Here is a 25,695-nt window from a genome sequence, read left to right on the forward strand (position 1 = left end):
AAGGGCAAAGACCTTTGGAAACGAACGGAATCCCGTACCGTGATCCGGACCCGAACCGACGGCGACGTGCGCGTCGTCACGCTCGACCGCCCCGAGGCCCGCAACGCGCTCCGCCCCGCGGACCTGACCGCCCTGCGCGAGGCCTTCGCGGAGACCGAAGGCGGGGGCGACGCGGGCGACCGCGACGCGGGTGACCGCGACGCCGCGCACCCGCCGGTGACGCTCCTCCGCGGCGCGGGCGACGCCTTCTGCGCCGGCGCCGACCTCGACGCGGTCGCCACACTCGACGACCCGCAGGCGTTCGCGCGGCGGGGCCAGCGTGTCGCCGCCGCCATCGAGGAGTCGCCGTCGGTCGTCGTCTGCGGGATCGACGGTCCGGCCCGCGGCGGCGGCGTCGAACTGGCGCTGGCGGCGGACGTCCGGATCGCGACCCCGCGGGCGACGCTGGCCGAGCCCGGCGTCTCCTTGGGGTTGTTCGGCGCCTGGGGCGGGACCGTCAGGCTCCCTCGCGTCATGGGTGAGGGCGACGCGCTCGACTTCGCGCTCTCGGGGCGGGTCCTCGACGCGGACGCCGCGCTGCGGACCGGGCTCGTCTCGCGCGTCGTCGACGATCCGCGCTCGGTGGCCGACGAGATCGCTGCCGGCGAGGCCGACGCGCTCGCGGCGATCAAGCGGCGGATGCGTGACCGGCGTGAGAGCGGGACGCAGGAAGATGCGGAGGCCGCCGCGTTCGCCGATCTTCACGACGCGCACGCGGACGAGATCGCGCGACTGCGGGGAGAGTGAGCGACGAAGCGGCGACGAGGGCAACGACGCACCGCAGTCCCGATGTGACAGGTTTAAGTGAGTCTCCGACCAACTGCGAGATGCGAAGCACGCACCGGTAGTGTAGTGGTATCACGCAACCTTGCCATGGTTGCAACCCGAGTTCAAATCTCGGCCGGTGCATTTTCCGAGCGAAGTGAGCAAATCACCGAGAGAGATTTGAACGCTATCAGTCGCGCGCAGCGAACGGGCGAGCGAAGCGAGCCGTGAGCGAGCACGTCTGATTCTGAGTTCAAATCTCGGCCGGTGCACTCCTTTCAGTCGTGCCCCGGCTTGACTCCCGTTCGCTCCGCTCGCGGGAGTCTCGGCCGGTGCATTTTCCGAGAGAAGCGAGGAAAATCGCCGAGAGAGATTTGAACGCTATCAGTTATTTATAAATCGGCGGCAGATCGGCGGAGCACACCTCCAAAGCCCCAGCCGCGAGGCGGACGCACACTCGCTGCGCTCCTCACTCGGTCGCTACCGCTCCCTCGTTGCGGTGCTTGCGTCGTCTGCGCCCGCCTCGCGACTGCCCCTTTGAGTCCCGCCCCGTACCGCTCCGCACAGCGCCTCACGCCTCTCCAGCCTCGTCGCTGGCGGCCTTCGCTGCGCTCCGGCCGCCAGCGACTCCCTCGCGCGTGCTCCTCGCGGCCGCCGGGGGCGGCCGCTCGTCGGCACGCGCCACCGCCTCGTTCATTTATAAGTAAGTCGCACCGGATCGCACCGTCATTTAAATACCGTCCGCGTTCGCGCCCGTCTCGCTCGTGACCACCCGCGGGCGCAATGCGTGCGCGGCCGACGGAGACAGACCCCGTCCGTTTAACAGCGCGTGTGTCCTCTGTTCGCGTATATGGTTGAGCTTCTTCTTCTCGTCGGCGTCGCGGTGGCGGCGTTCGTCGGATACAACATCGGCGGGGCGACGACGGGACCGGCGTTCGGGCCGGCGGTCGGCGCGGACGTGATATCGAAAGCGGGCGCGGCGGCGCTGATGTCGGTGTTCTTCTTCATCGGCGCGGGGACGCTGGGCCAGCGCGTGGTGACGACGCTGGGCGAGGACCTCGTCACCGGCGCGAACGTGTTCACGCTGGAGACGAGCATCATCGTGCTCTTCTTCATCGGCGGCGCGCTGTTCGTCGGCAACTTCGCCGGCGTGCCGGCGTCGACGTCGATGACGGCGGTCGGCTCCATCGCCGGGCTGGGGATCGCGACGAACACCCTCGACTGGGCGGTGATGGGCGAGATCGCGATCTGGTGGCTCGTCGCGCCGATCATCGGGTTCTGGGTGTCGGGCGTCGTCGGGCGCTACTTCTACTCCGCGATCGACCGCTGGGTGGCGATAGAGAGCACCGAGGGCGCGCTGTTCGAGTTCGACCGCTCGGGACTGATCCCGCGGCCGGTCCTCGGTCCGAACACGACGCGGCGCGAGCTGACGGGCGGGATCGTCGTCATCTCCATCGGCTGTCTGATGGCGTTCTCCTCGGGCACCTCGAACATCGCGAACGCCATCGCGCCGCTCGTCGCGCTCGACGGCGTGGAGATGACGCCGATGATCCTCCTCGGGAGCGCCGCGGTCGCGGTCGGCGCGTTCACCATCGCCCGGCGGACGCTCGACACGCTCGGCAACGACATCACCGACCTCCCGCTGACGGCCGCCATCGTCGTCGCCGTCGTCTCCTCCGGGATCGTCATCAGCCTCTCTGCGGTCGGCATCCCCGCCTCGTTCGTGATCATCGCGACGATGTCGATCGTCGGACTGGGCTGGGGGCGCGCGACGCGCACGGTGACGGTGCGACAGGGGATCAAAGGCGAGAAGGAGCCGAAGGTCTCCGTCGGCGCGCTGACGGCCGACGAGATGCCGGAGATCGGCGAGGGGGACGCGAGCGACATCCCCTCGGCCTCGGACCTGTTCAACCCGGGCACGAGCGCGCGCGTCGTGTTGATGCAGAACATCGTGCCGATCCTCTCGACCGTGGGGGCGCTGGTGACGTTCACCCTGCTTTTCACCTTCGTCTGGCAGGGTCAGTTCTGAGAGGGCAGTCACCGACCGAACCGACGCAACCTACCGGCCGAACCGGCGCTGCCGGTTCTGGTAGTCCAACACCGCCCGGAGGTACTCGCGCCTGCGGAAGTCCCGCCAGTTCACGTCGGTGAAGTACAGCTCCGCGTACACCGACTGCCAGATGGCGAAGTCGGAGAGCCGCTCGGCGCCGGTCTTGATGACCAGGTCGGGCTCCTCGGGGAACAGCAGCCGCTCCGCGACGTCGGTCTCGTCGATGGCCTCGGGTGTTATCTCGCCGGCCGCGACGTCGCTCGCGAGTTCGCGGACCGCGCCGGCGAACTCCGCTTTGCCGCCGAGCCCGACCAGGATTCGGACCGGGGCGTCGTCGGACTCCGTCGCCGCGTCCGGGCCCCCCTGCTCCGGCGACCCGTCGACTTCCGGACCGCGGACCACGGTCTCTGCCGGTATGTCGAGCCGCCGTAACTCACGGACGAGCGTCGGGGCGACCGCGCGGTCGAGGACGGAGACGGAGACGGTGACGCGCTCCGCGCCGTACTCGAACGCCCAGCCGATCGCCGACGAGAGCGTGTCGAACGCGCCGTCGGCGAGGAGGTCGCGCTCGGTGAGCACCAAGGCGACGTGTGCCGGGGGCTCGGCGTCGTGGAGGCGGTGGCGCGTCGCGAGGTAGGCGTCGTAGAGACCCACGTGGGGAGGATCCGGTCGCGCCTATAAATGGCTTCCCGCCGACGAGGGGTTTAATTCGCCGACGCGCCTACCGCGTGTGATGGCAGAGAGCTACCGCGGGGTGTTCGGCGCGATCCCCTACGCGTTCCGCGCGACCGAGTCGTGGACCATGCGCGCGTACGCCGCGCTCGGCGCGCTGGCGGCCGCGTTCGCGGCGCTGTTGTTCACCTCCGCCTTGGTCGTCTGGATGGCCGAAACGGTCTCGGCGCAGGGTGGGACCTTTCTCTTCTCTCGATCGCTGTTCGTAGTTGCCGGGCTGGCCACCGTCGGCCCGCTGCTCGCGCCGATCCTGTTCGTCGCTCGTCGCCACCGCCGCGGCGACCGCGTCGCGCCGACGTACGACCGGTGGATGGGGATCGCCGGCTTCCTGTTCCTCGTCTCGCTGTTCGTCGCACTAGTTATCTCTACGCCGCAAGACCTCCAGCAGACCGAGTCCGCCGTTGTCGGCGCGCTGTACGCGCTCCCGCAGTTAGCCGGGTTCGTCCCGCCCGTGGCGGCGGCGCTCGCGATCTTCGCAACCCATTTCAGACTTCGGGGCGGGTCGGACGCCGACGCGGCCGTCGACGAGGTGTCCGCGTGAGCGACGAGTCGCCGGCCGCGGCTCGAAAGCCGGAAGTCGTCGGGGCGACTACCGCGGCGCAATGACCGACGAGAAGGAGAGCACGTTCCTCGTCACGCACGTCGAGAGCGACTCGGCCGTGCTGAAGGACGTCCACGACGGACAGGTACACACGCTGAGCTCGAACCCCGGCCTCGACGTCGACGACGCCGTGGAGGCGACCGTCGCCCCCGACCCCCCGATGGAGGTGACCTACCAGGTGATCGAGGTCGCGGAGCGCCGGCCGCTGTCGATCGAGGAGAGCCCGGAGCCGCCGACCGTCCACGAGCGCGAGCTCGCCGCGGAGACCGAGACCGGGGAGCTCGCCCGGGAGGAGCGCGCGGGCGTCGGCGAGGTGCACGTGCTGACGCCGCCGGAGTCGGAGACGGAGGCGGCGGTCGCCGACGTGATAGACGACCGCGAGGGGACGCTCTCGCGCGCCGCTCGGCTCGGCGTGAACCGCGTCGAGATACGCGCGGAGCCGGGCGTCGTGGCGGTCCGATACCTCCCGTAGCGAGGGCGACCGAGCCGCCGCGGCCTCGCAGATAAGAAGGCTTATTCGCGCCCGCGGAGGAAGCGGTGGTTATGGTAGTGATCGAGGTGCCGGAGGTCAACTACACCGACTACTCGAACCGGCAGCTCGCGGCGGTGCCGCTCGCGTTTCTGGTCCTCGCGCTGGCGATCATCGGCGGCTGGGTCGTCGCCACCGGTGCGCCGGCGAACATGGGGCTGGAGTTCACCGGCGGCGTCGAACTGCGAGTCGCAGCCGACGGAGGCGATGTCGAACAGCAGGTTCAGACGGCGTTTGACCGCGAGCCCGACTCGGTCCGGACGATTCTGAGCGACGACGTCGACGAGGGGAGGGTCGTCGTCGTTACGTTCCAGGCGACGGAAAACGATCCGGAGGGGTTCGCGAGTAACCTCCAAGACCAAGCCGACGCGGCCGGGTTTACCACGTTAGCGGTCGATCAGGTGTCGGCGAGCTTCGCGAGCGACACCGCGCGGACCGCGCTCTTCGGCGTGGCGCTCGCGTTCCTCGGGATGAGCGTGCTCGTGTTCGCGCTGTTCCGGACGTTCGTCCCCTCGCTCGCGGTCGTCGCGTCCGCGTTCTCCGACCTCGTCATCCCGATCGCGGCGATGAACCTCCTCGGCATCGAGATGACGCTCGGAACGATCGCGGCGCTTTTGATGATCATCGGGTACAGCGTCGACTCGGACATCCTGTTGAACGACTCCGTGCTGCGGCGGACCGGCGAGTTCTACGAGTCGGTCAGCCGCGCGATGCGGACGGGGGTGACGATGACGCTCACCTCCATCGCCGCGATGGTCGTGATGGCTATCGTCGCCTCGGTGTTCGGCGTCGGACTCCTCCGTGACATCGGGATCATCCTCTCGATCGGGCTCTGCGCCGACCTGATGAACACGTACCTGCTGAACGTCTCGCTGCTTCGCTGGTACAAGTTCGAGGGGGTGGCCCGGTAATGCTCGAACCGATCAAGGAGAACTGGCGGATCCTGCTGCTGGTCGTCGTCGTGCTCGGGTCGACGGTAGCGCTGTTCGGGCCCGGGTTCGGTCCGGAGCCGGCGCCCGGCGAGAACGCGAGCGAGGCCCAACAGGGGATCACGAACCTCCAGTACGGCCTCGACTTGGCGGGCGGGACCCGCGTCCGCGCGCCGCTCTCGGGGTACACCGCCACCGACGTGGCGCTCGGGGGTGAGAGTCCCGAGGCGGTCGCGGATGCGGTCGCGGCCGAGTTGGACAACGCCTCGACCCGGAACGTCGGCGTCGTCCCCGACGAGAGCGCGGTGGAGGTCACGGATCCCACCGTGACCGAGTCCCAGTTCCGGGCCGCGATGGACGCCGCCGGCTACGAGTACGGCGGGATCCGCTCGGGCGTCACGCAGGAGACCCGCGACGAGACGATGAACGTCATCCAGGGGAAGATCAACGAGGCGGGGCTCTCCGGCGGGAGCGTCCAGCAGGTCCAGTCGATCACCGGCGAGTACTTCATCCTCGTCGAGGTTCCGGGGCAGGGTCGGCAGGAAGTGATCGACCTCCTCGAAGAGCGCGGGACCGTCCGGATCGACATCGCGTACACCGACGGGAACGGGACCGCCGTTCAGGAGGGTGCGCTGATCCAGGGCGACTTCGACGAGATCGGGACCGCGACGCAAAGCGACCGCGGCCCGGGGGCGTACGTGCCCGTCACCGTCCGCAACAGCGACGACGACGGCCAGTCGCCGGCGCACGCCTTCCAAGACGCGGTCGCGCAGCGCGGCTTCCCGGACGCGTACGAGACGCAGGCGGACCAGTGCGGGTACAACTCCGAGACCGGCGAGATAGAAGAGGTGAACGGGGATCGGAACCCGTGTCTCCTGCTCGTCGTCGACGGCGAGGTCATCAACTCCTTCGGGATGGACTCCGGCCTCGCGGACGACATGGGCACCGGCTCGTGGGCGGAGACCGGGCGGTTCCGGCTCACGACCGGGGAGTTCGCAGAGGCCCAGCAGATCTCGCTGAACCTCCGCGCCGGCGCGCTCCCGGCCGACCTCGACATCAGCGGCGAGGGCACCTCCTCGTCCATCTCGGCCTCCCAGGGGGAGAACTTCCGGACGTACTCGCTCATCATCGGGGTGCTCTCGGTGTTCGCGGTCGCCGGGATGGTGTTCCTCCGCTACCGCGAACCGCGGGTCGCCCTGCCGATGATCGTCACGGCGCTGGCCGAGGTGTACACGCTGCTCGGGTTCGCGGCGCTGCTCGGCTACCCGCTCGAACTCGCGGTGATCGCGGGCTTCATCGCCGTGGTCGGGACCGGGGTCGACGACCTCGTCATCATCGCCGACCAGGTGATGAGCGAGGGCGACGTGAGCTCCCGGACGGTGTTCGACTCGCGGTTCCGACAGGCGTTCTGGGTCATCGGCGCGGCCGCGGCGACGACGATCATCGCGATGTCGCCGCTGATGGTGCTGTCGCTCGGGGACCTCTCCGGGTTCGCCATCTTCACCGTCCTCGGCGTGCTGATAGGCGTGCTGATCACCCGCCCCGCGTACGGCGACATCCTGCGCCGCCTGCTGACGGTCAGGTAACCCGGCTCGGGCTCCGCGGTCACCCGTTTTCCGGTCAAATGCGACGTTCGATCAGTTGTCACGCCTCCGGAGCGCTATTTTTCTCGTTCGTGATCCCGAAGGGGCCGCCGCCGGAGCTCCGTCAGAGACTGAACGACGACCCGACAAACTATTAATTTAGATCCATCAAAAGCAGGTATGCCGACCGACGCCGTCGAGGACTACCTCAAGGCGATCTACCGGATCGAGTCGCGGGCGGGGCCGCCCGTCTCCACCTCGCAGATCGCGGGGGCGCTCGACAAGACCCCCGCGACCGTGACGAGCATGGTGGAGACGCTCTCCGAGCGGGGCCTGCTCTCCCGCGAGAAGTACACTGGCGTCGAGCTGACGCCCGCCGGCGAGGTCGCCGCGCTGGAGGTCGTGCGCCGGCACCGGCTCATCGAGGCGTTCCTCGCCGAACAGCTGGACTACGAGCCGACCGAGGTGCACGACGAGGCCGACGCGCTCGAACACCACGTCAGCGAGGAGTTCACTCGGCGCGTCGAGCGCCTCCTCGACTACCCCGCCGCCGACCCGCACGGGGACCCGATCCCGCCGGCGGACCTGTCGACGCCGGAGGACGCCGGCACCGCGCTCGTCGCGGCCTTAGCGCCCGGCGAACGGGGCACGGTCGCCCGCATCAGCGACCGCGACCCCGACGTGTTGGAGTTCCTCGTCGACGCGGGGATCACCCCGGGCACGACCGTCGAGGTCGTCGACGTGGCCTCCTTCGGGTTGGTCACCGTCCGGACGAGCGACGGCGACGAACACGGACTACCGGAGGCGGTCGCGGACCGCGTGTACGTCCGCCGCGCCGCGGAGTCGAGCGCCGCCGGCGACGGCCAGGAGGCGAGCGACGCATGACCGGCTACGTCGAGATCCTCGTCGTCGCGTTCGCCGCCCAGCTGGCGGTGCTCCCGGGCGAGAAGGTCCAGCTGATGATCGCCGGGCTCGCGACGAAGTACGACCCGAAGATCGTCGTCGCCGCCGCGGGGTCCGCGTTCGCCGGGTGGACCGCCGTCGAGATCGCGTTCGGGCAGGCGCTCCAGTCGGCGCTGCCGCCGCTCGTGCTCAACGCCGTGACGGCGGTCCTGTTCTTCGTCTTCGCGGTCCTCCTGTACCGCTCCGCACCGCCCCGCGGGACGAGCCCCGAGGCGGAGCGCACGGACGGCGGGATGGCCGCGTTCGACGACCTCTCGCTGCCGGGGCGGCTCGACCGGTACTCGGGGTCGCTCGGCGGCTTCCTGCCCATCTTCGCGCTCACCGCGACCGGCGAGTTCGGCGACAAGACCCAGCTCGTCACGATCGGCTTAGCGGTCCAGTACGGGGCGACATCCGCCATCTGGTTCGGCGAGATGTTCGCGATCATTCCGGTGAGCCTCGCGAACGCCTACTTCTTCCACAAGTTCGCCGGGCGGGTCGACATGCGGCTCGCGCACCTGGGCTCCGCGCTGCTGTTCGCCTTCTTCGGCGCGGACACCGTGTTGGCGATCGCGACCGGCTTCTCGGTGTGGGAGGCGTTCGTCGGGGCGGTCGGCGGCCTCGTCGGCGGGCTGATCTGAGAACACCGCGGCGCCGGCCCCTCGAACCGGCTCAGAACTCGTCGAGCGCCGACTGCTCGGCGGCCGCCAGCGCGTCCTCGCAGGTGCTCCACGACGCGCGCGCGCAGTCGGGCAGCGTCCCGTGGTCGCCGACGTACGCGGCGAGGAACGACCGCGTCGCCGGGTCGCTCGGGTAGCCGCTCCCGAGGTCGTCGTATCCCGGATACGCGGCGTCGATCTCAGCCATCGCGGCGTCGCGGACCGTCTTGGCGACGACGCTCGCCGCGCCCACGACGGGGTCGTCCTCGTCGGCGCCGTGGGCGGCCGTCACGTCGACGGTGGGGAGGCGATGGCCCTCCTCGGAGGCTCCGTTTTCATCGTCCCCCGCGGCCGCTTCTCCCCCCTCCGCGACGAACCGCGCGAGCCGCTCCGCGAACCGCTCCTCGCTCGTGTCGCCCGCGTCGGCGACGACGCGGACCGGTTCGTCGACGCCGGCGGGGAGGGCCGCGAGCGCGTCGACGACCGCCCGCGCCTGCCCGCGGACGGTGAGCGTGTTCATGTCGGTGTCCGGACGGTCGATCTGGGCGGGCTCGACGCGGGCGACGCCGACCGCGACGTCGGGGTCGCCACTGAGAGCCGCGGCCATCTCCTCGCGCCGCGCCGGCGCGATCCGCTTCGAGTCGTCCACGTCGGCCGGGAGGCTCGCGGGGGCGGCGATCACCGCCGCCGCGACCATCGGTCCGAGCGCGGGCCCCTTGCCGGCCTCGTCGACGCCGAGGTACACGCGTGGCTGGTCGGCGTGCGTGCGGAAATAGCTTCAGAAAGGACGCGCTCAGTCGAGCAGGACCGCGTTGACCTGGCCGGTCTGGCCGGGGCGGGAGGTGACGCGCGCGCGGCCGGCGGACGTCTCGATGATGGCGCCCTTCGTGACGATGTTCCGGCGGGCGTAGTTGACGTTCGCGGGGTTGTCGGCGACGTTCTCGATCTCGGCCTCGCTGACCTCGCCGTCGTCGGCGACCTGCGCGACGTTCGTCGAGAGCGCGCGGACCTTCTTGTCCGTGCCGCGGGCGTCGATGTACTGGAGGCTCGTCTCGCCCACCGTGGTCTCGGCGGGCTCGCGGCCGAGCTGGTGGCGTTTCTTGTTCGAGGCGTGCTTGAGTCGGCCGCCGGTCCGCTTGCGCGCGGAGCGTCCCTGGTCTTTCATACGGGTACGAACAGCCAGCGAATACTTGAACCGTTCGACTCGTCCCGGCGGGATCGGCGGCGCGAGCGGGGGCAGCGCCGCGACCCCGACGGGTGGCCCGGGCCGAATTCGCGAGGGGACCCGGCTCAGGCGAACGCGCGCTCGAACGCCCGGACCCCCTCGTCCGTGCCGGCGACGACGAGCTCGTCGCCCCGCTCGATCCGCGTCTCCGGGCCCACGTCGGTGACGAGGCCGTCGCCGCGCTCGACGGCGATGACGGTACAGCCGGTGGTCTCGCGGACGGCCGCCTGCCCGATCGTCCGGCCGTTCAGGGCGGGCGCCTCGCTCTTGACGACCTCGACGTGGGTGTCCAGCGAGAGCACGTCGCGGTCCGTGAGGACGGCCGACGCCGACATCCGCCCGGTCACCGTCGAGAGGGAGAGGACGTAGTCGGCGCCGGCCCGGTGCATCTTCGGCACGCTCTCGGGGTCCTCGACCCGCGCGAGCAGCTCCACGTTCGGCGCCAGATCGCGGACCACGAGCGTCGAGAACTCGGCCGTCGTGTCGTCGGGAAGGGCGAGGACGACGGTGCGCGCGTTGGCGACGCCGGCCTCCCGCAGCGTCTCCGGGTCGGTCGCGTCGCCGACCACGTCGATCGCCTCGCCGCCGTCGCGGTCGACGACGGTCACCGGGAGGTCGGCCGCTTCGAGGGCGTTCACGACGGTCTTCCCGACTTGGCCGTACCCGACGACGAGGGTTTCTCCCGCGCCGAACCGGCGGGCCGCCGAGTTGGTCAGGTCGACGAGCCGCTCCACCTGCCCCTCGGTCCCCGAGACGAGCAGAACTGTCCCCGCGGACAGCGTCGCGTCCGGCGGCGGCGCCGCCTCGAACGCCCCGTTGAACCACGCGCCGATCACGTCGACGCCCGTGCGCTCGCCGATCCGGCTCCCCGCGAGCGTCGACCCTGCGAGGCCGCTCCCGTGGTGGATCGACACCTCCGCGATCCGCAGGTCGCCGACCGCCACCGCCTCGTCGAGGTCGGTCCGCACCGCCGTCGTCACCTTCGAGGCGAGGCTCTCCCCGAGCAGCGACCGCGGGGAGAGCACCTCGTCCGCGCCGGCGAGCCGGTGGTACCGCTCGCGGCTCGGGTCCTCGACGACGCTTATCGCGCGGACGTCCGTCGACAGCTCCTTCGCGGCGAGGACGATGCTCGCGTCCACCCGGTCGGAGACGTCGGTGACGAGGGCGCGCGCGTCCGTCAGCCGCGCGCTCGAGAGCCCGTCGGTCGTCTCGGGGTCGGCCCGGATGACCGTGTGGCCCGCCTCGTACAGCGCCAGCGCCCGCTCGGGATCGGGCTCGACGACCACGTACGGGACCGCTTCCGACTCGAACTCGTCCAAGAGCGCGTCGGAGCGCGTGGTGTCGGAACAGACCACGACGTGCCCCTCGGCGTCGCCCTCCAGCGACCGGGGAACGCTCGTCGCGAACGCGGACTCGAGGAGCGGGGTCGCGACGACCGGGAGCGCGCCGATGAGCAGCATCATCCCGACGAGGTCCATCACGGCGACGAACGCGTGCATCTGCTGGCTCTGCCACGACGACGAGTCGCCTCCGAACCCGGTCGTCGTGAACATCTCGATCGCGAACTGGAACGACTCGATCAGAGTCCGGGGGTCGTCTTCGAAGGCGCTCATCCCCCACTGGTAGGCGACGGCGGTGAACGTGAGCATGACGCCGAGAAAGACCGCGTACAACACGACCCGCCGCTTCCACGTGTCCATCGAGCCGCGATACGTCGCGGCCGTACAAAAACGGGGGGACTCGTCCGGCTCGGCCGTCGCGGACCGGTCGGCCGGGTACTCGACCGTCGGCGGTCGGCCGATCGGACCGCCCTGACGTCGGACCGAAGTTCGATGGTTTAAGTTCCGGGGGCCGAACCGTCACCCATGGTGCGGGACCCGTCGCGAGACCCGGAGCCGCCGTCGGTCGACGAGGTGCTCGACGCGCTGGCCGACGACGCGGCCCGTCGGATCGTCGCGGCGCTCACCGAGCCGAAGACCGCGAGCGAGCTCTCCGAGGAGTGCGACATCCCCCTGTCGACGACCTACCGGAAGCTGGAGAAGCTCACCGATGCCTCCCTGCTCTCTGAGTCGACCGACATCCGCCGGGACGGGCAGCACACGACGCGGTACTCGGTATCGTTCGACGCCGTCACCGTCTCGGTGGACGACGGCGGCGAGGACGGCGCGGACCGCCGCGAGTTCGACGTGGAGTTCTCTCGGCCGGACCAGACCCGAGACGAGCGACTGGCCGACCTGTGGTCGGAGCTACGAGAGGAAACATGAGCCCGTACATCGACCTGACTATCATCGTCGCAAAGACCGCCATCCTGCTACTCGGTGGCAGCATCACCTACTACGCGCTCCGCGCGTACGACCGGACCGGCGACCGCTCGCTACGGGAGCTCGGCGTCGGCTTCGGGATCGTCACCGTCGGCGCGCTGCTGGGCGGCGTCTCCCACCAGATCATCGGCGCCGACCTCGCGGTCGGTATCGCCATCGACGGCCTCCTCACGGCGGTCGGGTTCGCGGTCATCGTCTACTCGCTGTACCTGGAGTAGGCTGAGCGGCTTTCGACGCGCGACGAACGGTACCCTTTTGCGGCGCTCGGCCGTCCGTTCACGGCATGAGCGACGCACGCGAGGAGCTCTCCCGCCGGATCGCCGGCGAGATAACGCTGAGCGACGACCCGGGGGCGACGCTCCGGAAGTGGCGGACGGACTTCGACGTCTCGCAGACGGAGCTGGCCGACCAGCTCGGCGTCTCCTCGTCGGTCGTCTCGGACTACGAGAGCGGCCGCCGGGAGAGCCCGGGGATCGGCGTCGTCCGCCGCACCGTCGAAGGACTCCTCGACATCGACGAGCGCCGCGGCGGCGGCCGACTCCGCCAGCACGCCCGGGTGCTCTCGGCTGGGTTCGAGAGCGACATCGTCCACGACCTCCGCGAGTACTCGACGGCGGTCCCCCTCGAAGAGTTCTACGAGGCGATGGGCGCGACGGAGATCGTCCGCGGCGACCACGACCACGTGAACGGCCACACCGTTATCGACTCGATACAGGCGATCACGCGCCTCTCCAGCGAGGAGTTCTACCGGCTGTACGGCCAGTCGACGAACCGCGCGCTCGTGTTCACCCGGGTGACGCGCGGCGAGTCGCCGCTCGTGGCGCTGCGGGTCGTGAGCCCGACGCCGAACGCGGTCGTGCTCCACGGGATCGAGGACGGCGACCTGTGGGACCACGCCGCCGACCTCGCCCGCGTCGACGGCGTCTCGCTGGCGACGTCGAACCGCGACCTCGACGACTGCCTCGCGGACCTCCAGGCGCTGTGAGCTGACGCCCGGGACGGGGAGGGCGGCCGAACCGCGGGCCTGAAACCGCCGGCGCCCGTCGGTCCGGCCATGACCGAGGATTACGCCGAGCGGCTCCGTGCGAACCGCCGGGAGAAGGACGAGTTCTTCGACGACCACCCGCAGTCGCCGATCCCGCCGGAACACCGGGACGAGTTCGACGGGCTCGACTACTTCCCGCCGGATCCGGAGTACCGCGTCGAGGCGACCGTCACGGTCCACGACGATCCCGAGCCGGTCGAGATGGAGACGACCGCGAGCAACCCGGTCCGGTACCTCCGGGTCGTCACGTTCGCGTTCGAGGTCGACGGGGAGGAACACACCTTGGCGGGCTACCGACAGGAGGGCGACGACGGCGCGATCTTCGTCCCCTTCCGCGACAAGACGACCGGCCAGCAGACGTACCATCAGGGACGCTACATGGAGCTGGCGCCCGAGCGGGACCTCGACGACGGCGACGGCGTCACGATCGACTTCAACCTCGCGTACAGCCCCTTCTGCGCGTACAGCGAGACGTTCTCCTGTCCGCTCCCGCCCGAGGAGAACTGGCTGGAGATCGTGATTCCGGCCGGCGAGCGGGCGCCGGACCTCGACTGAGCGATCCGGCGGTCACCGACGGCATCGGCGCTGCTCGGGGGTGTCGAAAATCAGAAATCGGAGAATCGGACGCCGGAACGGCCCGAAAGCAGTCGGCCGCGGTCGGCTTACTCGAGCGTCTCGCTCGTGACGAGCGTGTCGTCCTCGAGGTAGTGCTCGATGTGGTGGCCGTGTTCCTCGACGTCTTCGAGGATCTCGCGGAGCTGCTCTTCGGTGTTGTAGTCGCCGAGGTTGTTGGCGAGCTGGATGTGCTCGCGGAGCTGCTCGGTGATGTCGCCGAAGATCTCGAGGTCGTGCTCCAGCGACGTCCGGATGTCGTAGGCGTCGGCGTCCTCGGGGGTCACCGGCGCGTGCTCCTCGTAGTTCGCGCCCCCGGAGAGGGGCACGCCGCCGAGCGCCTGCGCGCGTTCGGCGAGCACGTCGGCGCCCTCTTCGAGGTCGGCCGCGACCTCGCCGAGGTACTCGTGGATGTCGAGGAACTCGGCGCCCTCGACGAGCCAGTGGTGCTTCTTGATCTGATGGTAGAGGACGTACGTCGCCGCGAGGTCGCTGTTGAGCGCGTCGACGAGCTGTTCGGCCTTCTCCTCGGGGACGCGGAGCGCTTCGCTCTCGTGAACGTCGCCGTATCGCTGACGGGCCTGCTTCTGGGTGCTCATTTCAACTATATACACGCGCGCGATCTACTTAATAGTTCCTACTGGGAAAACTACTTTTTCGAAAATGGAAAGAATAGTTTCAGATGCCGTCGACAGCCCCCACCAGATCGCGCTGCGCGGAGAGCGTGTCTCGGTCGAGGGTCGCGGTCAGCGTCGCCGGTTCCCGGCCGAGCTCGGCGGCGACCGCGCCGTCGGGGCGGACGACGATGGAGTTGCCCGCGTAGGTCGCCGCCTCCGCCGGGCGCGCGCCGCCCGCGGTTCCCGTGCGCCCCGCGCCGACGGTCCACCTGACCCCGTCGAGCGCGCGCTCGGACGAGGAGCCGCCAGTTCGCGACGTGGTCGGCGGGCCACGCGCCGACGACGACGAGGGCGTCGACCGCGCGCTCAGCGAACCACGCGCTCTCCGCGACGAAGTTGAGGTCGTAGCAGGTCAGCAGTCCGGTCGACCCGGCGGGCGTCTCGACGATCACGCGGTCGCCGCCGGGCTCGACCCACTCCGCCTCGTCGTCCCACAGGTGTCGCTTGCGGTAGGCGGAGAACGCTCCGCCGCCGTCCTCGGAGGACCCTCCCGGCGGGACGTACGCGGTCGCGTTGTATACGGCGTCGCCGTCCCGTTCGGCGTACCCCGCGACCACGGCCGAGCCGGCGGTCTCGGCGACGGATTCGAGCCGTGCGCGCGCCACGTCCCGGGACAGCGCGGCCTCCCGGAGCCGTTCGTCGGCCACGAACCCCGTGAGCGCGTACTCGGGGAACACGGCGAGGTCGACGCCGCTCGGCAGGTCGGCGGCCCGATCTCGAAGTCGGTCCGCGTTCGCGTCGACAGCGAGGTCCTCGACCGGGACCTGCGGGACGGCGACGGTCGGATCGTCGGAGGAGCGATCGGTCACGCGGCGGGCTTCGACGCGGCGGCCAATAACGTTCGGCCTCTCCGTCCGGCCGCAAGGACGATACGCCCGCGGCGACGACCAGCGGGCATGACCTTCGGCGACCTGTTCGAGCGCGCGGCCGCGCTCGGCGGCGACCTCGACGAGGCGGACGTGCGACGAGCGCTCGACGACGTGCGCTCGACGGCGGACGGGAACGGTGGCGATTCCGGGAGCGACGGCGACTCCGGCGGTGAGGGGAACGAAGTGACCGACCCCCTCGACCCCAGTCCGGCCCGCGTCGTCGCCGACGCGGACGCGCTCGCCGCGGACCTACTCGTCGGCGGCGACGCCCGCGAGGCGCTCGACGCGCTGCGGTCGCACGCGTGGACGACGCTGGTCGCCAGCGACCCGCTCCTCGACGACGCCGAGGCCGTGATCGCGTCGCTCTCGGACGCCGACCTCGCGGCTGACTGGCGCGACGCGGTCGAGGCGTGGCGCGAGCCGGTCGCGCAGCCGCCGGGCGATCACCCCGCGCTGGCCTCCGCCTACCGCGGCGGCGCGATGCAGGTCGTGAGCCTCGACCCCTCGCTGACCGGACCGCGGGCCGCCGCCGGGCTGCGCGACCGCATGCCCGTGAGCGTCCGGGAACCGCGCGCGTTCGCGGCGGTGTTCGACCCCGCGAAGCTGTACCCCGACGCGGTCGGCGGGGAGTACCCCGGTCCCGACCGCGACCCGCGGACGATGGACCCCGTCCGCGCCGACGGGGACCAGCACCGATAAACCGCCGCCGGCCGGAGCGATCCGCATGACCGACGCGGAGGGTGCGCCCGAGCTCCCGGCCGACATCGACGCGGTCCGCGACGCGCCCGTCGACTGGTACGAGGCGGACCACCGGGACTTCCCGTGGCGCCGCACGGAGGACCCCTACGAGATCCTCGTCAGCGAGGTGATGAGCCAGCAGACCCAGCTAGACCGCGTCGTGCCCGCCTGGGGGGACTTCCTCGACGAGTGGCCGACGACCGCAGCCCTCGCCGCGGCCGACCGCGCCGACGTGGTCGCCTTCTGGTCGGACCACTCGCTCGGATACAACAACCGGGCGAAGTACCTCCACGAGGCGGCCGGACAGGTCGAGGACGACCACGACGGAGCGTTTCCGGAGGACCCCGACGGCCTGAGCGAACTGATGGGCGTCGGCCCGTACACCGCCAACGCGGTGGCGTCGTTCGCGTTCGACAACGGCGACGCCGTCGTCGACACCAACGTGAAGCGGGTCCTGTACCGCGCGTTCGACGTCCCGGACGACGACGACGCGTTCGAGCGTGTCGCCTCCCGGCTCATGCCGGCGGGCGAGTCCCGGGTGTGGAACAACGCGATCATGGAGCTCGGCGGCGTCGCCTGCGGGAAGAGCCCCAGCTGCGACGAGGCGGGGTGCCCGTGGCGCGAGTGGTGTCACGCCTACCAGACCGGCGATTTCACCGCGCCCGACGTGCCCGAGCAGCCGAGCTTCGAGGGGAGCCGCCGGCAGTTCCGCGGGCGGATCGTCCGGCTCCTCGGCGAGCGCGACGTCATAGGCCTCGATACCCTCGGACACCGTATTCGCGTCGATTACTCGCCAGATGGCGAACATGGACGCGAGTGGCTTCGAGGGCTCCTTTCGGATTTGGCAGATGATGGATTAGTCGAGGTCGAAGGCTCCGGAGATGAGACGACCGTCCGGCTCCGAGGGTAACACCCGTTCGTATTCTACTCACAGATCTACCCGGCAGTGATAGTGCTCTTGATACGGAGAATCGAGGAGACAGCCTCGCGCTTTAGTGCGGGGATGAATCCGACACTACCCGTCACAGTTCACCGGTCGATGGCACGGCTGGATATTCCACGCTACTCCAATCTACACCTTCAAGTAATTTTATCGACATAGGTTACGTATGGCAAAACAGGTCGTTACCCGTACCTATACTGCTTCCATACGGAACCAGTCGCGGGTACGAGACGACCTTGATTCGCTCGGGTTCGCAGCCAGTAAGCTCTGGAACGTCGGACGGTGGACGTGTAACCGGATTTGGGACGAAATCGGTCACGTCCCGAACCACACCGAACTCACCGCGTACCTCAAAACCAACGAATGCTATGGTGACCTTCATTCTCAGTCAAGTCAGCGAGTCCTTCAAGAACTCGCTGAAGCGTTCAACGGTTGGTACGGTAAACGACAGAACGGAGATACACGAGCGAACCCGCCCGGCTACCGCAAACACGGCGACGAACACCCCCGGTCCACGGTCACATTCAAGCAGAAAGGCTTCAAACTCGACACTCAGTACGACCGTGTTCGACTCTCAAAAGGATCGAACCTGAAGGAGTACTGGTCGGACTTCGTCCTGTGTACGTACCAGACTCGCCCCGATATTGACCTCTCCGCCGTGGAGAACGTCCAACAAGTCAAGATTGTGTGGACCGGCGACGAGTGGGAACTACACTTCGTTTGTAAGGTCGAGATCGACGTGAATGAAGCCCCCGGTGAGAAGACGGTCGGTGTTGACCTCGGTATCAACAACTTCGCTGCGCTCGCGTATGAAGACGGTCACAGCGAGTTGTACCCGCTGAACTGCTTGAAACAGGACGACTACTACCTCAGCAAGCGAATCGCCCGGTGTGACGATTCGCATTCTGCGCAAGCCACGCGGCTGAACCAGAAGAAGTCGGCCCGTCGCACCCACTACTTCCACACCCTCTCGAAGCATATCGTCCAGCGGTGTGTTGACGAGGAAATTGGAACAATCGTGGTGGGCGATCTCTCCGGTGTCCGTGAGGATGAGGAGAACGGCGAGTCAAAGGAGTGGGGGAAACACGGCAATCTTGACCGACACTCATGGGCGTTCGACCGGTTCACCGATCTCCTCGAATACAAAGCCGAGATGGAAGGCATCACGGTTGAGCAAGTGTCTGAGCGGGATACCTCGAAGTCGTGCTCGTGCTGTGGCCGGAAGTGTGACGCGAACCGTGTTGAACGCGGACTGTACGTCTGCGATGAGTGCGGTACAGTGGCCAATGCGGATGTGAACGGTGCTGAGAACATTCGGCAGAAAGTATCTCCGAGTTCACCGAATCTCTCGGTGGATAGGAGTAACGGCTGGTTGGCACAGCCATCGACGTTCTTGTTTGACAAGGAAACTGGCGCGTTCGCGCCTCAAGAACAGGTAACGTCGTAAACCACAATATCCCAACCCAGCGGTGCGATACCGTGGGAATCCTCGCGCTTCAGCGCGGGGAGGATGTCAAGAAGGGAGAACCCGCGGAGCGTACCCGCGCTCTCAATTGAGGGAAAATAGGTACTAATAATTACAGCTACGCACGACGCTGACGGGTGGGAGGAAATGACGGCTGACTGTGTGATTCACGATGCGTTCGTTCTCACGGTGGACGAGCGAAATCGACTCTACGAGCGAGGAACGGTGCTCATCGAGGATGGCCGGATCACCGACGTGCGGTCCTCTCGGGACGATGACGCGGAGTTAGCGGCCGACTTGGTCATCGACGGCGAAGGCAAACTCGTGATGCCAGGTCTCGTCAACGCGCACACCCATCTCGAACTGACGCCGCTGCTTGGCGCGTTCAGCGACCTCGACCTCATGGAAATGATGAGTGGGATGACCGCCATATTCGGCCACATCGCCGAGGGCGAGTACGACTACTTCGCCCGGGCGGGGTACGAACTCGCCGCACTGAACTTCCTCACCGGTGGGGTCACGACCGTCAACTCGATGGACGTCCGGCCCAGCGGGGGCGCAGAAACGTTCGGCGAAGCGGGCCTCCGCGGATTCTTCGGGATGGCGCTCTCAGACCTCTTCTGGGACGTTTCCGTCGAAGAGCAGTTCGACCGCGCCCGCGAGTTCATCGATGAGTACCACGGCGCGTACGACGGCCGCATCCGGGCGACGATCGACCCCCACGACGACTGGTCATGTACCCGCGAACTGTGGGAACACACCGCCGAACTCGCTGACGAGTATCCCGACCTGCTCGTCCACACGCACCTGCTCGAACTGGAGGCGAGCAACACGATGGCGCGGTCGAATGGCGCCGAGGATTCGCTCGCCCTTCTCGATGACGTTGGCCTCTTGGACGACCGACTTGTAGCCGCGCACTTCCGGCTCGCCGACGACGAAGACATCCAACGGACTGCCGAAGCAGACGCGTCGGTCGCACACTGCCCGTCGATTTTCTGTTACTGGAACACGGGCGGCGACGTACAGTGGACGCCGGTGCCGGAACTCCGCGCCGCGGGCGTCGATGTCGGCCTGGGTATCGACGACCATTACTGGCACGACTCCTACAGTCTGTTCGGCGAGGCGAGGCAAGCCCGGCTCGCAGCGAACCTCAAGCGCTCGACCGGCCAGTACGACTCGATGGAGCTCGTACGAATGCTCACCATCGAAGGGGCAGAGGCACTCGGGATCGGCGACGAGATCGGGAGCCTCGAACCCGGCAAGCGCGCCGACGTCATTCTGCTGGACGTCGAGAAGCCGAAATTCACCCCGCTGACCAACATCCCGGCGCAGGTGGCTAACAACGCAGCGCCGGCTGATGTGGAGACGGTAATCGTGGACGGCGACGTACTAATGAAAGCCGGTGACGTGAAGACCATGGAAACTGATGCGGTGCGCGACCGCGTCGAGGCCGCGGTGGACCGTTTCGAGTCGGAGACGGACTGGGAGCTCGGCATCGGTGAGAGTGAGCCACCGAGTACGATGAACGTCGCCCGCGACCTGCCAAAGCGCGGCCCCAGTCAGTTGCTCGGACGACTCGCGTTCCAGTCGCTCAGAGATAGGTTGCCACTCTGATACGGATATACGGGGATCGTTCGGCAACAGCCACTCCCAGTTGCTGCCGATATTTGAGACATTTATCATGTGTGATAAATATCCACAATCACCGCGCGTTCGACGTCTCGGACGACGACGCGTTCGAGCGGGTCGCGTCCAGGCTCATGCCCGCGGTCGAGTCCCGGGTGCGGAACAACGCGGTCATGGAGTTCGGCGGCGTCGCCTGCGGGAAGTCGCCCCGCTGCGACGAGGCGGGCTGTCCGTGGCGCGAGTGGTGTCACGCCTACCAGACCGGCGATTTCACCGCGCCCGACGTGCCCGAGCAGCCGAGCTTCGAGGGGAGCCGCCGTCAGTTCCGCGGGCGGATCGTCCGGCTCCTCGGCGAGCGGGGACGAGGTCGTCGTGTCGCTCCGTCGCTGAGGCGAGTCGTCGACGGGGGGCCGTCCGCCCGGTGAACCGTCACCCGTTTATTACGGGAGCCGGAAGGGGGACGCATGAGCGAGACCGTCGACTCGGACCTGTACACCCGTACGAAGGCCTTACTGGAGCCGGGCGACATCGAGCTGCTCGGCTGTATCGTCCACACGAACCTCGACGGGCAGCAGGACCTGGAGATGCACGAGCTGACGGTCGCCGCCAACGAGGTCATCGCCGACCACGCGGGGAAAGGCGAGACGTACATCGAAGCGGGCAACGACGACACGGACTTCTCGTCGAACCAGTTCCAGGGACTGACGCTCGACGGCGAGGCGTTCGTCTGGGAGTGCCAGCAGCTCCTCCGCGACGGCAGCTTCGACATCGTGTTCTACTACGAGGCCAACGTCGACCAGGAGGCGCTCGCGGCCGACCTCGCAGACCTCGACGGGGTCGACCGCGTGACGCAGGTGCCCTGAGCCGGAGCGACGGCGAGGACCGAGTTCGAATCCGGACTGACTCCGAATTCCGTGAGCGACACCATTCTGATCCCCGGCGGCCGCGACGTGCGCGCCACCCTCGACACCGCCGCGAGCGACGGCGGTGGCGACGCCACCGGGAACGGCGGCCGGGCCGACGCGGTCGTCGTCGCCTGTCCGCCGCACCCGCAGCAGCGCGGTCACCGCGGCGACGAGCGCCTGACGGCCGTGAGCGACGCCCTGACCGACCGCGGGATCGACTGCCTCCGGTTCGACTACGGCGACTGGGACGAGGGGTACGGCGAGACCACCGACGTGGACGAGGCGGTCGGCTGGGCGGCCGAGCGCTACGAGCGCGTCGGGCTGTTCGGCTTCTCGTTCGGTGGCACGGTCGCGCTCGTCGCGGCCGCGTCGCGGCCCGAGCTGGCAGGCGTCTGCGCGCTCGCGCCGACCGCGCGGCTGAACCCCGACGTCGACGCGGTCGCCGCGCTCGGCGAGGTCGTCGACCGCGGCGTGCCGGTCCGAGTGGTGTACGCGACCCGGGACTCGACCGCCGACTGGGAGCCCGTGATCGAGCGGGCGGAGGCTCTGGGCGTCGAGACGGTCGCGTTCGAGTCGGACCACTTCTTCGTCGGCCGGGCGGCGCGCGTCGGAGAGGCGGTCGCCGAGTTCCTCGCGCCGCGGCTGCGCGAGTGAGCACGGGTCGAGTCCGAAAAGGAGATCGAGCGGCCTCGCGGCGGGATCAGTCGCTGCCGACCTTCGTCGTCACGCGGAACGTCTCCGGCGGGTTGAGGATCCCCGCGACGGTCCCCATCGAGTGAACGACGGTGATAAGCGGCGCGAGCGGGACCGCGAGCGCCCAGTGGTGGTGGTCGTCCCCGTAGTAGGCGACGCCGAGGAGGAACCAGCCGAGCGTACACAGCGCCAGGCCCATCGACGCGGCGAAGAAGAGGCCGCTGTAGGCGATGGTGACGCTGAGCAGCGACAGCGGGACGACGAGCAGAGTGACGATCGGCGAGAGCGCCCACGCGTAGTTACGGACCCGCGTCAACAGCTCGTACCGCAGCGGCAGCATCGCCGACGCCTGAACGTTCCCGGCCGCCCAACGACGGCGCTGCTGGAGGATCTCGTACAGCGACGGCGGCGCCTCGTTCCGACAGACCGCGTCCGACAGCGCGAACGTCACGTCGAGCTCGCGGAAGGCCGCCCAGACGAAGGCGGTGTCCTCGACCAGCGTCTCGCGGTCCCACGTCGTCCGCTCCTCGACCTCGGTGCGGACGGCGATGCCGCCGCCCCAGGCGAAAAGCGGGATCGAGAGCCGCGCGAACGCGCGCTGTTCGAGCTGGACGCCCATCCGGTAGACGTCGGCCAGGTAGCTGAGGCTCGAGTCCGTGCGACGCGGCTTCTCGCGGAGCTGGACGATGTCCGCGTCCGGGAGCCCGTCGAACGACTCGACGACGCTGTCCTCGTCCAAGTAGAGCACGAACTCCGTCTGACAGTCGAGCGTCCGCCGAGCCCACTCCTGCGCGCGGCCCTTCCGGACCGCGCGACACGAGAACTCGTCCGGGACCGCGTGGACGGTCGCCCCGCGCACGTCGATGGGCGACTCCGCGATCACGTGGACGTCGTCGAGCCCGTCCGGGAGCGAGTCGACCGTCTGCTGAACGACCTCGGCGGCGTCGACGGTCATGATGCGAACCTGTACCTCGTCGGGCCCGTACTCGTTCGGGGGCGTCTCGTGGCCGGCGCCCACGACCCCGGTGAGCGCGAACCAGACGACCGCGGTCGCGCCGAAGAGGAGCGTCACGCCCCAGAGCGCGACCCCGAACAGCGACCCGAGCCCGCCGTCGCCGACGGCGGTGGTGGCCGCCGCCTGCGCGGGAGCGGTGCCCGGGCCGGAGACGACCGCCGGTGCGAGAAGCGTCGCGAGGCCGCCGACGACCAAGGCCAGCGTCACCCCGATCAGTGCGAGACGTTCGGTGTTCATCGTGTCTCCCCCTCCCGCGCCGAACCCTATGAACCGTCCAAACGCTACAAGGGGATTCAGCCGTATTTCGACCGGATTTACGCGCTTAATCCGATCTGATCCGAAACAATCGACTGACAGCGGCGCTGTGGTGTGTGTTACTGTGTTTCATAATGCCGAGTCTGTGCTTCGCGGACGAAGCCGTCGATCGGCCCGGGTGCTCGCGGCGCGCGCGCCAGCGGTCGTCGATCGACTCCGCCGCCGGCCGCTCGCCGCGGGCTGGTCTCCGCCGGGGTCATCGGGAGTGGCTCGGGAGGGGACCGGCCGACGAACGCGTCGACCGCGCATCGGCCGCGCATTGACCGCACATTGGCCGCGCATTGATCGCGAGTCGACCGCGCATTGACCGCGAGTCGACCGTGCGCCGCCGTGGAGCCTCCCGCGCTCTCGCGGTCAGTTGTACCCTCTCCACCGGTGGCCGCACTCCTTACATTTAAAAAAGCGGGTCGGCGGCTCGTCCGCGGCGCCGGTCTGTTTGATCGTGTACCACGCCTCGCCGTGGTCGCACTCGTCGCAGACGACGTCGGTCGCGGTCGGCTTCCCCTCGAAGTTCGCGCCCTCCTCGGTCTCGATCACCTCCTCGCCGGTCTGCTCGGTCGTCGACTCGAACTCGGCGGCGAGCCCCTCGTCGCGTTCGGCGGTGCCGCCGCAGTCGTCGTTCTGACACACCATCTCCCCGTCGCGAGAGACCATCATCGAGCCGCAGTCGTCACAGAACTGCATATACTCGTTCGGTACGTGATTGAGCGGTTTAGGTTCGGCGGGTACGGTCGAATACGCGGTGTACGGTGTCGGACATTTATAAATAGACGATGCCGTTGGGGGAGGTGACGGTGTCTCGTGACCCGTCGCCGCAGTGACGTATTTCGAAGCTCCAGCCGCTTGCTTATAAATGAGTGTCAGTAGATCGGCGGTGAACACCTCTAAAGCCCCAGCCGCTCGCATATAAACAATCGACTGTGGATCGACGCGAAACGCCTCCAAAGCCCCAGCCGCTCGCATATAAACGATCGACTGTGGATCGACGCGAAACGCCTCCAAAGCCCCAGCCGCGAGGCCGCCGTAGGCTCGTTGCGCTCCTCGCTCGCGTTGCTCGCTGCGGTGCTTACGTCGCCTACGGCGGCCTCGCGGCTGCCCCTTTGAGTCCCACCCGACCGCGACCGCACCGCAGCCTCACACCTCCCCAGCCTCGTCGCTGGCGCCGGCGGCGCCAGCGACTCCCTCGCGCGTGCTCCTCGCGCCCTCCGGGCGCTCGGAGGCACGCGCCACCGTACCTTATTTATAAATGGCCACCTCTCAGTTCCCCGTTATCCGCCGATCCGCTTCCACGCGAGGTGAACCGCGATCCCGGCGAGGAACGCGACGCCGAGGTTGGTGGCGAGCGCGAGGAGGCCGATCCCGACCGACAGCGCGCGGTTCCCCGAGTCGGTGACGTTGCGCGCGAGCGAGACGGCGACGATGGCGAGCAGCGCGCCGAGCATCGCCAGCGGGAACGCCGCGATCAGCGCGGGCGTGGCGAAGAGCGCGGCGACGAGGTAGCCGGCGCCGAGGACGACGTTCGCGCCGCCGGTGCGCGCGCCGAACGCGTACTTGCCGGCCACGCCGTCACAGCCGTGACACATCGGGATCCCGCCGAGGGGGACCGCAATCAGGTTGGTGACGCCCATGCTCGTCGACAGCTCGTCGGGGGTGACGTCGGCGTCGAGCAGGTCCGAGAAGAGGAGCGAGGTCGCCAGCGCGGCGTTGCCGATGGTCATGGCCAACTGCGCGGCCACGCCGTCGAAGGTGGCCCGCGTGAGCGCCGCGCCGAACGCCGGCGTCGGCGGTGCGCCGGGCAGTCGAGGGGTCGGCACGCCGGCGACGACGAGCGCGGTCGCGACGCCGAGGAGCGCGACGGCCAGCGCGCTCGCCTTCCCGTGGCCCGCGAGCGCGAACGCGGCGGCGACCGCGACCCCGACGAGCGCGACGAGCGGGTCGTCGACCGCGAGCTCGATCCCCGTTTCGAGGAGGACGAGCCCGACCGCGAACTGGACCCCGCGGATCACCGGCTCGCCGATCCAGCGTTCGACGTACGCGAGCGTCCCGGAGAGTCCGATCGCGAGGAGGAGAACGCCGAGGACGAGGCCCGCGAGCGCGAGCTCGGCGTAGGTGAGCGCGCCCGCGATCGCGAGCGCGGCCAGCGCCTTCATCGGCTCGACGGACACCGGGAGGCCGTACCGGACCCCCCAGACGACCTGGAACGCGCCGAACGCGACGAGGGCGTGCGGCAGCGAGACGTCCGTCAGCAGCGCCAGCGCGACCACGAGCGGGATGACCGTAATCGAATCCCCTATCGCGCCGGTGACCGCCCCCGGCCCGAACTCGACGGACCGCCGCCCCGCAGATTCGGACGTTATCACGCGATGCGCGCAGTATCGGCCGGTCGGGCTTGAACGTGTTCAGAAATCGCTGGCGGG

General features: G+C 68.8%; 26 protein-coding genes, 1 tRNA gene and 2 pseudogenes. 20 read left to right on the plus strand and 9 right to left on the minus strand.

Going from position 1 to position 25,695, the window contains the following annotated elements; translation table 11 throughout:
- Positions 1-39: 39 nt before the first annotated feature.
- The 3 genes from C466_RS02405 (at position 40) to C466_RS02415 (ending at position 2,833) form a co-directional block, all read left to right on the plus strand.
- Positions 40-786: an enoyl-CoA hydratase/isomerase family protein gene (locus tag C466_RS02405; protein WP_004597061.1), complete on the plus strand. Its 747-nt coding sequence runs from the start codon at positions 40-42 to the stop codon at positions 784-786.
- Between the two features lie 91 nt (positions 787-877).
- Positions 878-948: transfer RNA gene (locus C466_RS02410), tRNA-Gly, on the plus strand.
- A gap of 706 nt (positions 949-1,654) precedes the next feature.
- On the plus strand, positions 1,655-2,833 hold the full coding sequence (locus C466_RS02415; RefSeq protein WP_004597060.1) for an inorganic phosphate transporter: 1,179 nt from the start codon (positions 1,655-1,657) through the stop codon (positions 2,831-2,833).
- Positions 2,834-2,863: 30 nt separating this feature from the next.
- Here the strand turns inward: C466_RS02415 and C466_RS02420 are convergent, their stop codons facing one another.
- Complete coding sequence (locus C466_RS02420) at positions 2,864-3,508, minus strand: undecaprenyl diphosphate synthase family protein (RefSeq protein WP_004597059.1); 645 nt, start codon at positions 3,506-3,508, stop codon at positions 2,864-2,866.
- 79 nt (positions 3,509-3,587) lie between these two features.
- Between C466_RS02420 and C466_RS02425 the strand changes: the two genes are divergently transcribed.
- The 6 genes from C466_RS02425 (at position 3,588) to C466_RS02450 (ending at position 8,811) form a co-directional block, all read left to right on the plus strand.
- Positions 3,588-4,127: a hypothetical protein gene (locus tag C466_RS02425; RefSeq protein ID WP_004597058.1), complete on the plus strand. Its 540-nt coding sequence runs from the start codon at positions 3,588-3,590 to the stop codon at positions 4,125-4,127.
- A 61-nt stretch (positions 4,128-4,188) separates the two neighbouring features.
- Positions 4,189-4,659, plus strand: coding sequence for a DUF5812 family protein (locus tag C466_RS02430; protein WP_004597057.1), 471 nt, complete (start codon positions 4,189-4,191; stop codon positions 4,657-4,659).
- A gap of 71 nt (positions 4,660-4,730) precedes the next feature.
- Positions 4,731-5,627: a protein translocase subunit SecF gene (gene secF, locus C466_RS02435; protein ID WP_004597056.1), complete on the plus strand. Its 897-nt coding sequence runs from the start codon at positions 4,731-4,733 to the stop codon at positions 5,625-5,627.
- Positions 5,627-7,231 (plus strand): preprotein translocase subunit SecD, encoded by a 1,605-nt coding sequence (locus tag C466_RS02440; RefSeq protein ID WP_004597054.1) that lies wholly within the window; start codon positions 5,627-5,629, stop codon positions 7,229-7,231. Before secF ends, C466_RS02440 begins: the two co-directional genes overlap by 1 nt.
- A gap of 177 nt (positions 7,232-7,408) precedes the next feature.
- A complete protein-coding gene (locus C466_RS02445) occupies positions 7,409-8,113 on the plus strand; it encodes a metal-dependent transcriptional regulator (protein ID WP_004597053.1) in 705 nt (234 codons plus the stop codon).
- Positions 8,110-8,811, plus strand: coding sequence for a TMEM165/GDT1 family protein (locus C466_RS02450; protein ID WP_004597051.1), 702 nt, complete (start codon positions 8,110-8,112; stop codon positions 8,809-8,811). The genes C466_RS02445 and C466_RS02450 overlap by 4 nt, the downstream gene beginning before the upstream one ends.
- A gap of 31 nt (positions 8,812-8,842) precedes the next feature.
- Here the strand turns inward: C466_RS02450 and rnhB are convergent, their stop codons facing one another.
- From rnhB to C466_RS02465, 3 genes are all read right to left on the minus strand, one after another.
- Entirely contained in the window at positions 8,843-9,574 is a 732-nt protein-coding gene (rnhB, locus tag C466_RS02455; protein WP_004597049.1) for a ribonuclease HII, read from the minus strand.
- A 48-nt stretch (positions 9,575-9,622) separates the two neighbouring features.
- Positions 9,623-9,994, minus strand: a complete 372-nt coding sequence (locus C466_RS02460) for a 30S ribosomal protein S8e (RefSeq protein ID WP_004597047.1) — start codon at positions 9,992-9,994, stop codon at positions 9,623-9,625.
- Between the two features lie 125 nt (positions 9,995-10,119).
- Positions 10,120-11,754 (minus strand): potassium channel family protein, encoded by a 1,635-nt coding sequence (locus tag C466_RS02465; RefSeq protein WP_004597045.1) that lies wholly within the window; start codon positions 11,752-11,754, stop codon positions 10,120-10,122.
- Positions 11,755-11,919: 165 nt separating this feature from the next.
- Here C466_RS02465 and C466_RS02470 point away from each other — a divergent pair, with 165 nt between their 5' ends.
- From C466_RS02470 to C466_RS02485, 4 genes are all read left to right on the plus strand, one after another.
- A complete protein-coding gene (locus C466_RS02470) occupies positions 11,920-12,318 on the plus strand; it encodes an ArsR/SmtB family transcription factor (protein ID WP_004597043.1) in 399 nt (132 codons plus the stop codon).
- Complete coding sequence (locus C466_RS02475; RefSeq protein WP_004597041.1) at positions 12,315-12,593, plus strand: DUF7521 family protein; 279 nt, start codon at positions 12,315-12,317, stop codon at positions 12,591-12,593. The genes C466_RS02470 and C466_RS02475 overlap by 4 nt, the downstream gene beginning before the upstream one ends.
- A 65-nt stretch (positions 12,594-12,658) precedes the next feature.
- A complete protein-coding gene (locus tag C466_RS02480; protein WP_004597039.1) occupies positions 12,659-13,360 on the plus strand; it encodes a helix-turn-helix domain-containing protein in 702 nt (233 codons plus the stop codon).
- A 69-nt stretch (positions 13,361-13,429) separates the two neighbouring features.
- Entirely contained in the window at positions 13,430-13,975 is a 546-nt protein-coding gene (locus C466_RS02485) for a DUF1684 domain-containing protein (protein WP_004597037.1), read from the plus strand.
- Between the two features lie 107 nt (positions 13,976-14,082).
- Here C466_RS02485 and dpsA read toward each other — a convergent pair whose 3' ends face one another.
- Positions 14,083-14,631, minus strand: coding sequence for a DNA starvation/stationary phase protection protein DpsA (gene dpsA, locus C466_RS02490; protein WP_004597035.1), 549 nt, complete (start codon positions 14,629-14,631; stop codon positions 14,083-14,085).
- 79 nt (positions 14,632-14,710) lie between these two features.
- Positions 14,711-15,518, minus strand: a pseudogene (locus C466_RS02495) (carbon-nitrogen hydrolase family protein).
- 87 nt (positions 15,519-15,605) lie between these two features.
- Here C466_RS02495 and C466_RS02500 point away from each other — a divergent pair.
- The 7 genes and pseudogenes from C466_RS02500 (at position 15,606) to C466_RS02530 (ending at position 21,909) form a co-directional block, all read left to right on the plus strand.
- A complete protein-coding gene (locus C466_RS02500) occupies positions 15,606-16,277 on the plus strand; it encodes a DUF7384 family protein (RefSeq protein ID WP_004597031.1) in 672 nt (223 codons plus the stop codon).
- Positions 16,278-16,302: 25 nt separating this feature from the next.
- Positions 16,303-17,226, plus strand: a complete 924-nt coding sequence (locus C466_RS02505) for an HhH-GPD family protein (RefSeq protein WP_004597029.1) — start codon at positions 16,303-16,305, stop codon at positions 17,224-17,226.
- 199 nt (positions 17,227-17,425) lie between these two features.
- Positions 17,426-18,706, plus strand: a complete 1,281-nt coding sequence (locus tag C466_RS02510) for an RNA-guided endonuclease InsQ/TnpB family protein (RefSeq protein ID WP_004597027.1) — start codon at positions 17,426-17,428, stop codon at positions 18,704-18,706.
- A gap of 165 nt (positions 18,707-18,871) precedes the next feature.
- On the plus strand, positions 18,872-20,338 hold the full coding sequence (locus C466_RS02515; protein ID WP_004597025.1) for an amidohydrolase family protein: 1,467 nt from the start codon (positions 18,872-18,874) through the stop codon (positions 20,336-20,338).
- Positions 20,339-20,427: 89 nt separating this feature from the next.
- Positions 20,428-20,709, plus strand: a pseudogene (locus tag C466_RS02520) (hypothetical protein); the annotation flags it as partial.
- Between the two features lie 105 nt (positions 20,710-20,814).
- Complete coding sequence (locus C466_RS02525) at positions 20,815-21,213, plus strand: DUF5778 family protein (RefSeq protein WP_004597021.1); 399 nt, start codon at positions 20,815-20,817, stop codon at positions 21,211-21,213.
- 51 nt (positions 21,214-21,264) lie between these two features.
- Entirely contained in the window at positions 21,265-21,909 is a 645-nt protein-coding gene (locus C466_RS02530) for an alpha/beta hydrolase (RefSeq protein WP_004597019.1), read from the plus strand.
- A gap of 46 nt (positions 21,910-21,955) precedes the next feature.
- Here C466_RS02530 and C466_RS02535 read toward each other — a convergent pair whose 3' ends face one another.
- The 3 genes from C466_RS02535 to C466_RS02545 form a co-directional block, all read right to left on the minus strand.
- On the minus strand, positions 21,956-23,200 hold the full coding sequence (locus C466_RS02535; protein ID WP_004597017.1) for a glycosyltransferase: 1,245 nt from the start codon (positions 23,198-23,200) through the stop codon (positions 21,956-21,958).
- 432 nt (positions 23,201-23,632) lie between these two features.
- Complete coding sequence (locus C466_RS02540) at positions 23,633-23,962, minus strand: transcription factor S (RefSeq protein ID WP_004597015.1); 330 nt, start codon at positions 23,960-23,962, stop codon at positions 23,633-23,635.
- Positions 23,963-24,546: 584 nt separating this feature from the next.
- Complete coding sequence (locus C466_RS02545) at positions 24,547-25,638, minus strand: putative sulfate/molybdate transporter (protein WP_004597013.1); 1,092 nt, start codon at positions 25,636-25,638, stop codon at positions 24,547-24,549.
- Positions 25,639-25,695: the final 57 nt, after the last annotated feature.

Origin of the sequence: Halorubrum distributum JCM 10118 (assembly GCF_000337335.1) — an archaeon.
GTDB classification, from domain to species: Archaea; Halobacteriota; Halobacteria; order Halobacteriales; family Haloferacaceae; genus Halorubrum; species Halorubrum distributum.

Excerpts from the sequence above, each read along its gene's own strand:
- C466_RS02415 (WP_004597060.1), top strand. The coding sequence starts at position 1,655 with ATGGTTGAGCTTCTTCTTCTCGTCGGCGTCGCGGTGGCGGCGTTCGTC.
- C466_RS02425 (WP_004597058.1), top strand. The coding sequence starts at position 3,588 with ATGGCAGAGAGCTACCGCGGGGTGTTCGGCGCGATCCCCTACGCGTTC.
- C466_RS02430 (WP_004597057.1), top strand. The coding sequence starts at position 4,189 with ATGACCGACGAGAAGGAGAGCACGTTCCTCGTCACGCACGTCGAGAGC.
- secF (WP_004597056.1), top strand. The coding sequence starts at position 4,731 with ATGGTAGTGATCGAGGTGCCGGAGGTCAACTACACCGACTACTCGAAC.
- C466_RS02440 (WP_004597054.1), top strand. The coding sequence starts at position 5,627 with ATGCTCGAACCGATCAAGGAGAACTGGCGGATCCTGCTGCTGGTCGTC.
- C466_RS02445 (WP_004597053.1), top strand. The coding sequence starts at position 7,409 with ATGCCGACCGACGCCGTCGAGGACTACCTCAAGGCGATCTACCGGATC.
- C466_RS02450 (WP_004597051.1), top strand. The coding sequence starts at position 8,110 with ATGACCGGCTACGTCGAGATCCTCGTCGTCGCGTTCGCCGCCCAGCTG.
- C466_RS02460 (WP_004597047.1), bottom strand. The coding sequence starts at position 9,994 with ATGAAAGACCAGGGACGCTCCGCGCGCAAGCGGACCGGCGGCCGACTC.
- C466_RS02465 (WP_004597045.1), bottom strand. The coding sequence starts at position 11,754 with ATGGACACGTGGAAGCGGCGGGTCGTGTTGTACGCGGTCTTTCTCGGC.
- C466_RS02470 (WP_004597043.1), top strand. The coding sequence starts at position 11,920 with ATGGTGCGGGACCCGTCGCGAGACCCGGAGCCGCCGTCGGTCGACGAG.
- C466_RS02475 (WP_004597041.1), top strand. The coding sequence starts at position 12,315 with ATGAGCCCGTACATCGACCTGACTATCATCGTCGCAAAGACCGCCATC.
- C466_RS02480 (WP_004597039.1), top strand. The coding sequence starts at position 12,659 with ATGAGCGACGCACGCGAGGAGCTCTCCCGCCGGATCGCCGGCGAGATA.
- C466_RS02485 (WP_004597037.1), top strand. The coding sequence starts at position 13,430 with ATGACCGAGGATTACGCCGAGCGGCTCCGTGCGAACCGCCGGGAGAAG.
- dpsA (WP_004597035.1), bottom strand. The coding sequence starts at position 14,631 with ATGAGCACCCAGAAGCAGGCCCGTCAGCGATACGGCGACGTTCACGAG.
- C466_RS02500 (WP_004597031.1), top strand. The coding sequence starts at position 15,606 with ATGACCTTCGGCGACCTGTTCGAGCGCGCGGCCGCGCTCGGCGGCGAC.
- C466_RS02505 (WP_004597029.1), top strand. The coding sequence starts at position 16,303 with ATGACCGACGCGGAGGGTGCGCCCGAGCTCCCGGCCGACATCGACGCG.
- C466_RS02510 (WP_004597027.1), top strand. The coding sequence starts at position 17,426 with ATGGCAAAACAGGTCGTTACCCGTACCTATACTGCTTCCATACGGAAC.
- C466_RS02515 (WP_004597025.1), top strand. The coding sequence starts at position 18,872 with ATGACGGCTGACTGTGTGATTCACGATGCGTTCGTTCTCACGGTGGAC.
- C466_RS02525 (WP_004597021.1), top strand. The coding sequence starts at position 20,815 with ATGAGCGAGACCGTCGACTCGGACCTGTACACCCGTACGAAGGCCTTA.
- C466_RS02535 (WP_004597017.1), bottom strand. The coding sequence starts at position 23,200 with ATGAACACCGAACGTCTCGCACTGATCGGGGTGACGCTGGCCTTGGTC.
- C466_RS02540 (WP_004597015.1), bottom strand. The coding sequence starts at position 23,962 with ATGCAGTTCTGTGACGACTGCGGCTCGATGATGGTCTCTCGCGACGGG.